Below are 13414 nucleotides of genomic sequence, written 5' to 3' on the forward strand. Positions count from 1 at the left end.
CCACCTCCCTGCCGGGAGGAAGTCATGACCCTACCCAGCCCACGCGAGACGCTGCTCGCGCTGCGTGACCAGACCCCGCTGGTTCACTGCATCACCAACTACGTTGCCATGAACAGTACCGCCAACCTGCTGCTGGCCGCCGGGGCCTCCCCCGCCATGCTGCATGCCCAGGAAGAAGTGGCGGAATTTACCGCCATCGCGGGAGCGCTCTCGATCAACATCGGTACGCTCTCTACTCCTTGGGCCGAAGCCATGCAGCTGGCCGCCCAATCAGCCCAGGCCCACGCGGTGCCCTGGGTGCTGGACCCGGTTGCCGTAGGTGCCACGCGGCTGCGCCAGCAAACCTGCCTGTCCCTGCTGGCTTACCAGCCCAGTGTGATTCGTGCCAATGCTTCGGAAATCATGGCGCTGAGCGGCCTTGCCCACCAGGGCCGGGGCGTGGATGCCACGGTCAGCACCGACGATGCCACCCAAGCGGCCATCACCCTGGCGCGTCGGTATCACTGTGTCGTCGCCATGACCGGGGCCACCGATATCGTCACCGATGGCCAGTCGCTGTATCGTTTGACCGGCGGCCACCCGCTGATGCCACGGGTAACCACCCTGGGCTGCGGGCTCAGCGCGCTGGTCGCCGGTTTCGTGGCGGCCAACCGTCACGCCCCGCTGGCCGCCACGCTCGGCGCCCTGACCTACTTTAATCTGGCAGGCAGCCACGCCGGGCAGCAGGCCGAAGGGCCGGGCAGTTTCTATGTGGCGCTGCTGGATACCCTGTACTCGCTCACGGCAGATGACCTGCCTGCACTACCTCACTCGGAGACCCTACATGTCGGTTGATCTTACGCTCTACCTGGTCACGGATGCTCAGCTATGCGCCTCCACGGGCCTGGAACGTACCGTGGAAGCCGCCGTGGCAGGAGGCGTCACGCTGGTCCAGCTACGCGACAAGCAGGCCAGCGACGAGGCCATGATTGCCCAGGCCAAGCGTCTCAAGGAAGTGCTGGCAGGTAGCGGAGTGCCGCTGATCATCAATGACCGGCTGAACGTGGCGCACGCCAGCGGTGCCGACGGCTTGCACGTTGGCCAGAGCGATACGGACGTGATGCAGGCCCGCCAGGTACTGGGCGAGCAGGCGATCATCGGGCTCTCCATCAATACTCTGGAACAGTTGCAGCGTGCCCCCGTGGCGCTGCTGGATTACGTGGGGCTGGGGCCTGTGTTTGCCACCGGGAGCAAGCAGGACCACGCGCAGCCCATCGGTTTTACCGGGCTGGCCCAACTGGCCAGTGCCTGTCCGCTGCCCAGCGTGGCCATCGGTGGCTTGAAAGCCGAGCACGCCGCCCAGGTGAAAGCCGCCGGTGCCCACGGGCTCGCGGTGATCTCGGCCATTTGCGGCCATCCTGACCCACGTCAGGCGGCCCAGGCGTTCTTCAGGTCATGACCCAGTTCGACCAGCTGACAGCCTTCGTCAAGGTGGCCGAGTTGGGCAGTTACACGCGGGCGGCGGAGGCCCTGGACCTCTCGCGCACCTTGCTATCGCGCCGGGTCATGGCGCTCGAGGAATCGCTGGGCGCGCGGCTGATACAGCGCACCACCCGGCGGCTGCACCTGACGGAAGCAGGCGAGCGCTATCTGGCCCGCGCACAGGCGATCCTGCTGGCTCTGGAGGAGGCTGCCAATGAAGTGGGTAGCGGCCTTCAAAGCGTGAGCGGACGACTGCGCATCAACGGGCCCATGAGCTTTGGCACTCGCTACCTGGCTCCCGAGGTGGCTCGCTTCATGCGGGATCATCCCCACCTGGAGGTGCGCCTGGACCTCAATGACCGCCGTGTAGACCTGCTCGAAGAGGGATACGACCTGGCCATTCGCATTGGCAGCCTGCCGGATTCCAGCCTGGTGGCCAAGCGCCTGGCACGCTGCCAGATGGTGTTCTGCGCCTCTCCTGACTACCTGGCACAGCACGGCACTCCCACCCGCCTGGAGGCGCTGGCCGACCATCGTTGCCTACGCTATCGCAGCGGCCAGAACAGCGGCGACTGGCGCGTGGGGCAGCAGTGGTTGAGTGTCGACGGACCGCTGGAGAGCAATAACGGCGATATGCTGACCCATGCCGCGGAAGCCGGGCTAGGTATCGCCCATCAGCCCAGCTTCCTGGTGACCGAAAGCATCGCCCAGGGCCGCCTGGTGCCGCTATTGCAGGAGATACCTCCCACGTACCTGGACATCCACGCGCTCTATCCTGCCCGGCAGTTTTTGCCTGCCAAAGTGGCACGCCTGATCGACCAGTTGACGGTTGCCTGGGGCGACCCACCCGCCTGGGAGAAGGCGCTGGGATTGTCGCGCCCAGCGCAACAGTGAAGTGCCAAAAGCAGGGATTATCCAGACAGGCAGTCGTCGTAAAGTGGCGTCATCGCATCCAGAGGGGATGCCGACGACCACGAGAGAACACCATGACGACGACACTGACGACTCAAGCATCACACCTGCATGCCACTGCCCTGCTGCGCATCAGCCTGGGTATCATGACCCTGGCCCACGGGCTGTTGAAAGTATTCGTGTTCACCCTGCCTGGAACGGTCGGCTATTTTGAGTCGCTGGGCCTGCCAGGCTTTCTGGCCTACCTGACCATTGCGGCGGAAGTCGGCGGAGGCCTGGCCCTGCTGCTGGGTATCTATACGCGCTGGGTCAGCCTGGCCCTGGTACCGGTTTTGCTGGGAGCCGCCTGGGTACATATCGGTAACGGCTGGCTCTTTTCCAACCCGGGCGGCGGCTGGGAATTCCCGGTATTCTGGGCCATTGCACTGGTCGTGCAAGCCGGCCTTGGCAGCGGCAGCCTGGTCGTTGCACGCCGCTTCGCGTGAGCCACTGGCCTGCTGGCGTCCCTACGCTGGCAGGCCACACATCGAGGTGCCTTATGTTACCTAGCCTGTTTATCTCTCACGGCTCGCCCATGCTGGCGCTGACCCCCACGCCCGCTCACCAGTTCCTGCGTGAGCTGGGCCAGACGCTTCGCCCCAAGGCCATCGTCGTGGTCTCAGCCCACTGGGAAACGCCGGAGCTGCTCATCAGTCAGAGCGCTCACCCCGAGACCCTCCACGATTTTGGCGGTTTTCCGGCGGCGTTGTTCGCCGTGCAGTACCCGGCACCGGGGGACCCAGCCCTGGCCGCAACGCTGGGCAACACGCTCGGTGCCAGACTCGTGGAGCGCGGCATGGACCACGGCGCTTGGGTGCCACTTTCCCTGATGTACCCCGAGGCCAGGCTACCGGTCGTGTCGCTGTCGCTTCCCAGCCGGTGGAGCAACGCGGCGCTGATGGAGTTGGGCCAGCGGCTTGCCCACCTGCGCAGCGAAGGTATTCTGGTCGTGGGCTCCGGCAGCCTGACCCATAACCTGCATGCGCTACTGCCCCAGGGCAGCCAGGCACCAGGCTGGGTGGATGCCTTTGCCGATTGGGCACACACTCAACTGGAAAAAGACGCGCGGGAGGCGCTGCTGACATGGCAAACGGCTCCCCATGCCCAGCGCAACCATCCCACGCCGGAGCACTTCCAACCGTTACTGGTCGCCATGGGAGCCGGGGGCCAGGGCCAGCGGCTGCACCATAGCGTCGAGCACGGCGTGCTGGCGATGGATGTCTACGCGTTCAACTGACGGCCACGCCCAGATGGCTGGCCTGGGCGGGGGTGTGGGAGGGAGCGGTAGGAAGATCCCGCATCAACAGGGCAAACTCCCACTGCTCCGGGGCGATGGGCGCGCCAGGTAGCGCTATGCGGACACGATGCCCTGAGCCGGGTGCGGCAGTCTGATACTCACCGCGCCCGTTTTCCATCTGCTTCAGCACGAAACGACGATTGCCAGAGGGCAGCATCAGCTCCATGGCATCGCCCACCTCGAAGCGGTTCTTGACCTCGACGTCCAGCAGGCTGCCCGTGGCATCGACACCGATGATGTCGCCCACGAACTGCTGGTGTACGCCAACGGAGTGGCCGCGCTCGTAGTTCTGAAACTCATCGTGCACATGGCGGCGGTAAAAGCCCTCGGTATAGCCCCGGTTGGCCAGGTTTTCCAACTGATCCATCAAGCCCATGTCGAAGGGGCGGCCTGCCACGGCATCGTCAATGGCCTGACGATACACCTGCGCAGTACGCGCCACGTAGTAGTGGGACTTGGTACGTCCTTCGATCTTCAGTGACGCCACACCCAGGCGCGCCAAGCGTGCCACGTGCTGCACGGCGCGCAGGTCCTTGGAGTTGAACAGGTAAGTGCCGTGCTCGTCTTCGTAGAGGGGCATCCGCTTGCCCGGCCGGGAGACATCTTCGATCAACGCGGCCCGCTCGGTGTCCGCCGCCACGGGTATCAGGTCGCCGGTGGCATCCTGAGTGGCGTCCAGCGTCTTGTATTGCCAGCGGCAGGCGTTGGTGCAGGTGCCCTGGTTCGGGTCACGGCGATTGACGTACCCCGAGAGCAGGCAGCGCCCTGAATATGCGATGCACAGCGCACCGTGAACGAACGTCTCGATCTCGATATCCGGGCATTCGGTGCGGATCTCGGCCACCTCTTCCAGCGACAGCTCCCGAGAAAGAATGATGCGCTGGATCCCCTGCCGCTGCCAGAACTTGACCGCGGCCCAGTTCACCACGTTGGCCTGCACCGACAGGTGGATGACTTGTTCCGGCCAGCGCTCACGGATCATCATGATCAGCCCGGGGTCGGACATGATCAGAGCGTCCGGCCCAGCCTCGATCACCGGCTCCATATCCCGCAGATAGGTCGTGAGCTTGCTGTTGTGCGCAGCGATGTTGGAGGCCACGTAGAACTGCTTGCCTCTGGCATGGGCATACTCGATGCCCCGGTGCAGCGTCGCCACCTTGAAGTCGTTATTGCGCACCCGTAGCGAGTAGCGCGGCTGCCCGGCGTAGACCGCATCGGCCCCGTAGGCAAACGCGTAGCGCATGTTGTGAAACGTGCCCGCAGGCGAGAGAAGTTCGGGAGCTTGCATAACCGTCACCGTTGTTTGAACGGGCGGCATTATAGCCAGCGCACCTCGCCGGTTGCGGCCCGTCGGCCGGTTTGCTGACCTGGGTCAATTCCCGGTGCATATCAGGCCGTGGGGCGACGTTTCAGGGTGGTGCGACGGTCGTGATAGGCAATGGCCAGACCGCTGCACATGATCAGCGCGCTGCCTACCCAGACCCAAACGTCCGGCAGCTCCCCCCAGAACCACCACCCCAGCAGCACGGCCCACAGCATGGCGGTGTAATCGAAGGGCGCCGCAATGGCGGCGGGCGCATGGCGAAAGGCCAGGGTGATGAACGCCGTGGCCCCCACCCCCAGCACCCCGGAGGCGGCAAAGCCCAGCCAGTGCCAGGGATGGGGCGTTTGCCATACCCAGGGCAGGCTGAGGCCCGTCAGCACCAGCGGCACGGCCGTCATGTAGAACACCATGGCCCACAGGTGCTCGTTGGCGCCATAGCGCCGCGCGGTGACCATCATCAGCGCGTAGAACACCGCCGCTCCCAGCACCACCATGGCCCCCAGTTGAAAGGCATCACCACCTGGCCGCACCACGATCAGCACCCCGACAAAGCCAAGCAGCGAAGCGGCCAGCACTGGCGGGTCGATACGCTCACCCAGTAACGGCACCGACAGCAGCGTCACGAACAGCGGGGCCACAAAGGCAATCGCCGTGGCTTCCGCCAGCGGCAGCAGGGTCAACCCCCAGACGAAGCACACCATGGTGGCGGTATAAATGAGCCCGCGCAGCAGGTGCACGCCCGGGCGGCGCGTACGCAGCTTGCGCAGCCCACCACCAAAATGAGCCAGCAGGGCGATCAGCGGTAGCGACACCAACGCTCTGAAAAAAATGATTTGCAGCGGCGAGTGCACCTCACCCAACCATTTCGATACCGCGTCTCCCAAGGCCAGAAACAGTACGCCTGCACACATGCAGAGAATGCCTTTCAGGGAAGATGTCATGGCGTTACTCCTGTGGTCGCATAAAACAAAACGCCCCGCCAATGCTGCACTGGCGGGGCGTTGGCGTGCCGGGTCGCGTCAAAGGCTGGCGTTCACCACCATGCAGTCCATGCCCTGGGCCTGCAATGACTGACAGGCCTGACGGGCACGTGCTTCATCCAGGGCCACGACACGTGCTCGGAACACCGTCGAACGCCCCTCCAGGGTATCGATGGCGACTTGCCCTCCTACATCGCTGGGTAAGCGCTGGGCAGCCTGCTGGGCCAACTGTTCCGCCTGGTACGCCTGGCTGAATGCGCCCACCTGGATGCCCCAGTTACCGCCTCCGGAGGCAGGTGCCGCTCCCGCCGAGGCAAAGCCACGCTCCTGCTCGATCAAGGCCAGCAGCGGGTCACCCTGCGGGGAAGGCGTAGGCGCCATGGTTTGTGACCACTGGGCTTCCACGGCCGCCGCCGTGACCGGGGCGCTGGTGTCGATATGCGCCATCATCGGGCGGGACGGGGGCTCGGGAGGGGGCGGAGGCGAGATCGGCTGCTGTGAGCCCCCGAAGCCCATGTACTCCTGAGAGAAGCTGGTGTTGGCAATCCAGGTCTGGTGGTCACGTAGCGCTGCGCGCTCGAAACTGCGATCCAGCAGGCTGGCCATGTGCGTATCCCTGGAGGCGGCGGTGAAACCGCCCATCACCACCGCCACCATACGCCGACCGTTATGTACGGCAGTGGTCGCGACATTGAACCCGGAGGCACGGATGAAACCGGTCTTCAGGCCGTCGGCGCCGGGATAGTCACGCACCAGGCGGTTATGGCTAGTGTGGCGAGTGCCACGATGGGTGAACTCCTGCAGCCCAAAGTAGTGGTAGTACTGAGGAAAGTCCTGGATCACACGCACCGACAGGGTCAGCATATCCCGCGCCGTCGTGACCTGCTGGTCATCCGGCAACCCCGAAGCATTGCGGAAAGTCGTCCTGCTCATGCCCAGCTCTCGGGCCTTCTCCGTCATGATATGGGCAAAGCGCTGCTCACTGCCGCCCAAGGCCTCGGCCACCACCACGGCCACGTCGTTGGCAGAGCGCACCGCCAGGGCACGCATGGCGGTGTCCACGCTGATGGTACTGCCCGCTGACAACCAGAGCTTGCTGGCGGGCATGGCCGCCGCCTGAGCCGACACCGGCAGCGCCTGATCGAGCCGCAAGTCCCCTCTCTCCAGCGCTTCGAAGGTGAGGTACATGGTCATCATCTTGGTCAGTGAGGCGGGGTAGCGCGCTTCGTCGGCGTTCTCAGAATAGAGGACTTCACCATGTTCCAGATCGACGACGATGCCCGCATAGCGGGGGTTGGCCTGAGCTTTGGTGATACTGCCGATCACCAGTAGACCGAGCATCAACAGCCATACCGTTGCCGCTGTCCGTGAATACCTTGCCTCTGCTGCCATACCTGCCCCTTGATGAATGTACATCACCGCTAAACGTCACTCGCGCCTGATAACTTGGCACACACTCACTGATGGCCTGGCACCGCCTGACATGGCCATGCCCAGCCGAACAAGACTAGCATGGCCTGCCGACAAATGGATGTGCACGATGGCTTATATATAGATTAATCCAGGCCCGCCAGGCAATCCGTCTCTTTTCCATAGACATGAAACGATAGGCATAAAAAAACCGCCCGGTGAGGGGCGGTTTTCATTGTGCCTTGGAAGGGGCGCTACGCTTACTCTGCAGCGGCTTCTTCCTGGGCTACCGGGCGGTCTACCAGTTCAACGTAGGCCATGGGGGCGTTGTCGCCGGTGCGGAAACCGCACTTGAGAATACGGATGTAACCACCCGGACGCTCGGCGTAACGCGGACCCAGCTCGTTGAACAGTTTGCCGACGGCTTCTTTGGAGCGCGTACGAGCAAACGCCAGACGGCGGTTTGCAACGCTATCCTGCTTTGCCAGGGTGATCAGCGGCTCGATAACGCGACGCAGTTCCTTGGCCTTGGGCAGGGTTGTCTTGATGACTTCATGTTCGACCAGCGAGACAGACATGTTCTTGAACATGGCCTGACGGTGCGAGCTGGTACGATTCAGATGACGACCACTCTTACGATGACGCATGGTTGTGATTCCTTACCAAACTGGGACTCAAGTCGACGCTTACGCGGAGGCCTTGTCGTCCTTCAGGCTAGCGGGTGGCCAATTTTCCAGCCGCATACCGAGGGACAAGCCGCGCGCTGCCAATACATCCTTGATTTCATTCAAGGACTTCTTACCGAGGTTCGGGGTCTTCAACAGCTCCACTTCCGTGCGCTGGATCAGATCACCGATGTAGTAGATATTCTCGGCTTTCAGGCAGTTGGCGCTGCGAACGGTCAACTCGAGATCGTCTACGGGGCGCAATAGGATCGGATCAACGTGATCCTCTTCCTCTTCGACTTCCTGCTCTTTGTCAGCTTCCAGGTCGACGAAGGCGGCCAGCTGCTCTTGCAGAATGGTCGCACTGCGACGGATAGCCTCTTCCGGATCCAGTGTACCGTCGGTTTCCAGGTCGATAATCAGCTTATCGAGGTCGGTACGCTGCTCGACACGAGCGGCTTCGACCGAGTAGGAAACACGGCGAACAGGGCTGAAGGTGGCATCCAGCTGCAGGCGGCCAATAGCACGGGTCTCTTCATCAGAGCCACGAGCGTCAGCCGGTTCGTAACCACGACCCAGCGCTACCTTAAGCTGAATTTTCAGCTCGGCACCTTCATTGACGTGTGCAATGACGTGGTCCGGGTTGACGATTTCGACGCTATGATCAAGCGCAATGTCGCCAGCGGTGACGACGGCTGGGCCCTGCTTGTTCAGCGAGAGCACCGCCTCATCGCGGCTGTGCATCTTGATCGCAACATCTTTCAAGTTCAGGAGGATTTCGATGACATCTTCCTGCACCCCTTCGAGCGCACTGTACTCGTGCTCTACACCGGCGATTTCAGCCTCTACCACGGCAGCGCCGGGCATGGATGAAAGCAGAATGCGACGAAGTGCATTCCCCAGGGTGTGACCAAAGCCGCGCTCGAACGGTTCGAGAACGATTTTGGCATGATGTGCGCTGATCTCTTCGACCTTGATGTCGCGGGGGCGAAGAAACTCTGTCACTGAACGCTGCATATGAACACCTTTCAGGCTGCCAAACGGATACTGAGTACTCTAAAGCACAATACTCAAGAGCATCTGGGCGGTTAGCTTTGCTATCCCGCCCAGGCCTCAAGAAGCAGAAGCAACAAACAGACTGCTTACTTGGAGTACAGCTCGACGATCAGGTTTTCGTTGATGTCGGCAGTCAGGTCACCGCGTTCAGGCAGAGCCTTGAAAGTGCCTTCCATCTTCTTGGCGTCGATTTCGATCCAGGTGATATCGCCACGGTTGGCAGCAATGCTCAACGCGCTTTGGATACGAGCCTGGTTCTTCGCCTTTTCACGAACAGCTACCACGTCACCCGGCTTCACTTGGTAGGAAGCAACGTTAACGGTGCGGCCGTTGACGGAAATCGCCTTGTGGCTGACCAGCTGACGCGCTTCAGAGCGAGTCGAGCCGAAGCCCATGCGGTAGACGACGTTATCCAGTCGGGATTCAAGCAGTTGCAACAGTACTTCACCGGTCGCACCTTTCAGGCGAGCGGCTTCTTTGTAGTAGTTGCGGAACTGCTTTTCGAGTACGCCATACATACGGCGTACTTTCTGCTTCTCGCGAAGCTGCAAGCCGTAGTCGGAAAGACGCTGACGACGCTGGCCGTGTACACCCGGGATCTGCTCGGATTTACACTTTTTCTCGAAGGGGGTCACGCCACTCTTCAGGAAGAGATCGGTGCCTTCACGACGAGACAGTTTGCACTTCGGTCCAATATAACGAGCCATGAATCTGTCTCCTTAAACGCGGCGTTTCTTCGGCGGACGGCAGCCATTATGGGGGATGGGCGTCGCGTCTACGATGCTTTGCACGCGGAAGCCGGCGGCGTTCAGTGCGCGCACGGCGGATTCACGGCCGGGACCGGGGCCCTTGACCAGCACGTCTACGTTTTTCACACCATACTCGGCTGCAGCAGTTGCTGCACGTTCGCTTGCAACTTGCGCAGCGAACGGGGTGCTCTTGCGAGAACCACGAAAACCCGAACCACCGGCTGTTGCCCAAGAAAGAGCATTGCCCTGGCGGTCTGTGATCGTCACGATCGTGTTGTTAAAAGAGGCATGGATGTGCGCGACGGCGTCCACTACCTGCTTTTTAACCTTTTTACGGTTACTACGCGGGTTAGCCATGTTGATGTCTATTCCTGTCTTAACGTCAGCTCTCGATTAAAGAGCCTGCGTGTTATTTGCGGATCGGCTTACGCGGGCCCTTACGGGTACGCGCGTTAGTCTTGGTCCGCTGACCACGCAGCGGAAGACTACGACGATGACGCAGACCACGGTAGCAGCCTAAGTCCATGAGACGCTTGATGTTAAGCGTGACATCACGACGAAGGTCGCCTTCTACGGTGTACTTACCAACTTCAGAACGCAGGGTGTCCAGCTCGTCGCCAGACAGGTCTACGATCTTGGTAGTCGGCGCAATACCGGCAGCAACACAGATGTGTTGAGCGCGAGTACGGCCAATCCCGAAGATATAGGTCAGCGAGATCGCCGCATGCTTGTTGTCCGGGATATTGACGCCTGCAATACGGGCCATCAGCTTACTCCGAAATTTGAGCGGCTTGCTCGTTTATTCATCTACAAAAGGCGCAACAGCATACCCCTTTAGGAGCCCGAAGGCAAGGGGTATGCCTGCACCCGCTTAAAACAGCCCAGGTTTAGCCCTGACGCTGTTTGTGCCGCGGCTCGACACAGATGACGCGTACAGCGCCATTGCGACGAATGATCTTGCAGTTACGGCACATCTTCTTTACGGAAGCTCGAACTTTCATCGTTCTTTCTCCAAAAACGGCTCGCGGCGCGCCAATTCGTTAGGGGCGCCTCAGCGCATGATGCCGCCGCTACCGTAGCCTTTCAGGTTGGACTTCTTCATCACTGAGTCATATTGATGCGACATGAGATGCGACTGCACCTGGGCCATGAAGTCCATGATGACCACTACCACGATCAGCAGCGACGTACCGCCAAAGAAGAACGGAACGTTCCATGCTACGATCAGGAACTGGGGCATCAGGGAAACCGCAGTGATATACAAGGCACCGAACAGAGTGAGACGAGTCATCACTTTGTCGATATAGCGAGCGGTCTGCTCGCCGGGGCGAATGCCCGGCAGGAAAGCGCCTGACTTTTTGAGATTGTCAGCCACATCCTTGGGGTTGAAGACCAGCGCTGTGTAAAAGAAGCAGAAGAATACCACTGCCGCAGCGAAAAGCAAGATGTAAAGCGGTTGGCCAGGGCCTAACGCCTGCGAGGCACGCTGCAACCACTCCATGCCTTCGCCAGCGCCTACCCACTGACCGATAGAGGCCGGGAAGAGTAGGATACTGGAGGCAAAGATCGCGGGAATGACGCCCGCCATGTTCACCTTCAACGGCAAGTAGCTGCTTTGACCTGCATACATCTTGTTGCCCACTTGGCGACGTGGGTAGTTCACCTTGAGGCGGCGTTGGCCACGCTCGATGAACACCACGAATGCCACGGTGGCAATACCTAGCACGGACAGCGCTAACAGCGGAAGAACATTCCAGGCCCCTTCGTTACGAGCAAGCTCGAAGGCTTGCCCCACGGCACTGGGCAGCCCAGCGACGATCCCCGCGAAGATCAGCAGCGAAATACCGTTGCCGATGCCCTTCTCGGTGATCTGCTCACCTAGCCACATCATAAACACCGCACCCGACACAAACGTGATGATGGCGGTGAAATAGAAGCTGAAGTCAGCGCTGTAAGCGATGCCTTGGCTAGCCAGACCCACGGACATGCCGGTAGCCTGGACAAAAGCCAGTAGCACCGTGCCGTAGCGGGTGTACTGGCTAATCTTGCGGCGGCCAGCCTCGCCCTCTTTCTTGAGCTGTTCAAGATGAGGGGAGACTGCAGTCATCAGCTGCATGATAATCGACGCCGAAATATAGGGCATGATGCCCAGGGCGAGGACGCTCATGCGCTCCAGGGCGCCACCCGAGAACATGTTGAACATGCCCAGGATGGTGCCCTGTTGCTCCCTGAACAAGGCAGCAAGCTGGTCAGGATTGATACCGGGAACGGGAATGTGGGCACCGATACGGTACACCACGATGGCGAGGAGCACGAAGCGCAAACGCGCCCACAGTTCACTCAGACCGCTGCCCATCGCCGGCATGTTTCCTGACTTGGCCATTTAGTCCTCTACCTTGCCGCCAGCGGCTACGATCGCTTCACGGGCACCTTTGGTGACCTTGATTCCACGAACGGTAACCGCTTTGTTCAGTTCGCCAGAAAGGATGATCTTCGCATGCAGCGTCGCATCCTTCAGCACGTTGGCTTGCTTCAGGGTTTCCATGGTGACTTCGTCACCGGCAACCTTGGCAAGTTCCGCCAGGCGTACTTCTTCAGATACCAGCGACTTGGCAGACGTGAAGCCAAACTTCGGCAAACGACGCTGCAGAGGCATCTGACCGCCTTCGAAACCAGGCTTGACGCTACCGCCACTGCGTGATTTCTGACCTTTGTGGCCACGGCCACCGGTCTTGCCCAGACCGGAACCGATACCACGACCAACGCGCTTTTCAGCGTGTTTGGAGCCCGGTGCCGGGCTCAGGGTATTGAGTTTCATGGATTACTCTCCCTCAACGCGCACAAGGTAGTTAACCTTGTGGATCATGCCGCGTACGGCAGGGGTGTCTTCCAGCTCAACCGTATGACCGATGCGACGCAGGCCCAGGCCTTTCATAGTAGCCTTGTGCTTGGGCAAAACGCCGATGGTGCTGCGGATCTGGGTAACCTTGATCGTTGCTGCCATGGTGCCTTACCCCGTGATCGCTTCGACAGACAGACCGCGCTTGGCGGCGATGTCTTCCGGTGCTTGCATGGCAGAGAGACCTTTGACAGTCGCCCGCACCACGTTAACCGGGTTGGTGGAACCGTAGCACTTGGCCAGTACATCGTGAACGCCTGCCAGTTCCAGTACGGAACGCATGGCGCCACCAGCGATGATACCAGTACCTTCGGAGGCCGGCTGCATGTACACCTTGGAAGCACCGTGACGGGCTTTTACCGGGTACTGCAGTGTGTGACCTGCAAGGTTGACCTTGACCATGTTGCGACGAGCCTGGTCCATCGCTTTCTGGATTGCGACCGGCACTTCACGCGCCTTGCCACGACCGAAACCGACACGACCTTTACCATCACCTACGACGGTCAGTGCGGTGAAGCCGAAAATACGACCACCCTTGACCACCTTGGCGACGCGGTTGACCTGCACTAACTTCTCCTGCAGATCACCGTTTTGCTGTTCGTTCTTCGCCATCGTAAAACCC

General features: G+C 60.9%; 18 protein-coding genes. 5 read left to right on the forward strand and 13 right to left on the reverse strand.

The window, feature by feature from the left end; translation table 11 throughout:
* Nucleotides 1-24: 24 nt before the first annotated feature.
* From thiM to IE061_RS08405, 5 genes are all read left to right on the forward strand, one after another.
* Nucleotides 25-834: a hydroxyethylthiazole kinase gene (thiM, locus tag IE061_RS08385; RefSeq protein ID WP_193461404.1), complete on the forward strand. Its 810-nt coding sequence runs from the start codon at nt 25-27 to the stop codon at nt 832-834.
* Complete coding sequence (thiE, locus tag IE061_RS08390) at nt 824-1438, forward strand: thiamine phosphate synthase (protein WP_039180618.1); 615 nt, start codon at nt 824-826, stop codon at nt 1436-1438. The genes thiM and thiE overlap by 11 nt, the downstream gene beginning before the upstream one ends.
* Nucleotides 1435-2355, forward strand: a complete 921-nt coding sequence (locus IE061_RS08395) for a LysR family transcriptional regulator (protein ID WP_016915797.1) — start codon at nt 1435-1437, stop codon at nt 2353-2355. The genes thiE and IE061_RS08395 overlap by 4 nt, the downstream gene beginning before the upstream one ends.
* A gap of 92 nt (nt 2356-2447) precedes the next feature.
* Nucleotides 2448-2858, forward strand: coding sequence for a DoxX family protein (locus IE061_RS08400; RefSeq protein WP_016915796.1), 411 nt, complete (start codon nt 2448-2450; stop codon nt 2856-2858).
* Nucleotides 2859-2911: 53 nt separating this feature from the next.
* Entirely contained in the window at nt 2912-3649 is a 738-nt protein-coding gene (locus IE061_RS08405) for a DODA-type extradiol aromatic ring-opening family dioxygenase (RefSeq protein ID WP_144984202.1), read from the forward strand.
* On the opposite strand, the gene trhP is transcribed toward IE061_RS08405, so the two are convergent.
* From trhP to rpsE, 13 genes are all read right to left on the reverse strand, one after another.
* Nucleotides 3642-4997 carry a prephenate-dependent tRNA uridine(34) hydroxylase TrhP gene (gene trhP / locus IE061_RS08410; protein ID WP_039180623.1) on the reverse strand — a complete coding sequence of 452 codons (1356 nt, stop codon included), beginning with the start codon at nt 4995-4997 and terminating at the stop codon, nt 3642-3644. The two genes, IE061_RS08405 and trhP, sit on opposite strands and share 8 nt — an antisense overlap.
* Nucleotides 4998-5098: 101 nt before the next feature.
* A complete protein-coding gene (locus tag IE061_RS08415) occupies nt 5099-5974 on the reverse strand; it encodes a DMT family transporter (RefSeq protein ID WP_039180630.1) in 876 nt (291 codons plus the stop codon).
* A 78-nt stretch (nt 5975-6052) separates the two neighbouring features.
* Nucleotides 6053-7354: a D-alanyl-D-alanine carboxypeptidase family protein gene (locus IE061_RS08420; protein WP_144984196.1), complete on the reverse strand. Its 1302-nt coding sequence runs from the start codon at nt 7352-7354 to the stop codon at nt 6053-6055.
* Between the two features lie 329 nt (nt 7355-7683).
* Nucleotides 7684-8070 (reverse strand): 50S ribosomal protein L17, encoded by a 387-nt coding sequence (rplQ, locus tag IE061_RS08425; protein WP_016915791.1) that lies wholly within the window; start codon nt 8068-8070, stop codon nt 7684-7686.
* A 39-nt stretch (nt 8071-8109) separates the two neighbouring features.
* Nucleotides 8110-9105 (reverse strand): DNA-directed RNA polymerase subunit alpha, encoded by a 996-nt coding sequence (locus tag IE061_RS08430; RefSeq protein WP_016915790.1) that lies wholly within the window; start codon nt 9103-9105, stop codon nt 8110-8112.
* Between the two features lie 125 nt (nt 9106-9230).
* On the reverse strand, nt 9231-9851 hold the full coding sequence (rpsD, locus tag IE061_RS08435) for a 30S ribosomal protein S4 (protein ID WP_016915789.1): 621 nt from the start codon (nt 9849-9851) through the stop codon (nt 9231-9233).
* A gap of 12 nt (nt 9852-9863) precedes the next feature.
* Entirely contained in the window at nt 9864-10250 is a 387-nt protein-coding gene (gene rpsK, locus IE061_RS08440) for a 30S ribosomal protein S11 (RefSeq protein ID WP_009099028.1), read from the reverse strand.
* Nucleotides 10251-10302: 52 nt separating this feature from the next.
* Complete coding sequence (gene rpsM / locus IE061_RS08445; protein WP_039180640.1) at nt 10303-10659, reverse strand: 30S ribosomal protein S13; 357 nt, start codon at nt 10657-10659, stop codon at nt 10303-10305.
* A gap of 121 nt (nt 10660-10780) precedes the next feature.
* Complete coding sequence (gene rpmJ, locus IE061_RS08450; protein ID WP_081139244.1) at nt 10781-10894, reverse strand: 50S ribosomal protein L36; 114 nt, start codon at nt 10892-10894, stop codon at nt 10781-10783.
* A gap of 50 nt (nt 10895-10944) precedes the next feature.
* A complete protein-coding gene (gene secY, locus IE061_RS08455) occupies nt 10945-12276 on the reverse strand; it encodes a preprotein translocase subunit SecY (protein WP_016915787.1) in 1332 nt (443 codons plus the stop codon).
* Nucleotides 12277-12711, reverse strand: a complete 435-nt coding sequence (gene rplO / locus IE061_RS08460; protein WP_016915786.1) for a 50S ribosomal protein L15 — start codon at nt 12709-12711, stop codon at nt 12277-12279.
* A gap of 3 nt (nt 12712-12714) precedes the next feature.
* Nucleotides 12715-12897, reverse strand: a complete 183-nt coding sequence (gene rpmD, locus IE061_RS08465) for a 50S ribosomal protein L30 (RefSeq protein ID WP_009723888.1) — start codon at nt 12895-12897, stop codon at nt 12715-12717.
* A 6-nt stretch (nt 12898-12903) separates the two neighbouring features.
* Nucleotides 12904-13404: a 30S ribosomal protein S5 gene (gene rpsE, locus IE061_RS08470; RefSeq protein ID WP_016915785.1), complete on the reverse strand. Its 501-nt coding sequence runs from the start codon at nt 13402-13404 to the stop codon at nt 12904-12906.
* Nucleotides 13405-13414 lie beyond the last annotated feature (10 nt).

Source organism: Vreelandella hamiltonii (assembly GCF_014651795.1).
GTDB classification, from domain to species: domain Bacteria; phylum Pseudomonadota; class Gammaproteobacteria; order Pseudomonadales; family Halomonadaceae; genus Vreelandella; species Vreelandella hamiltonii.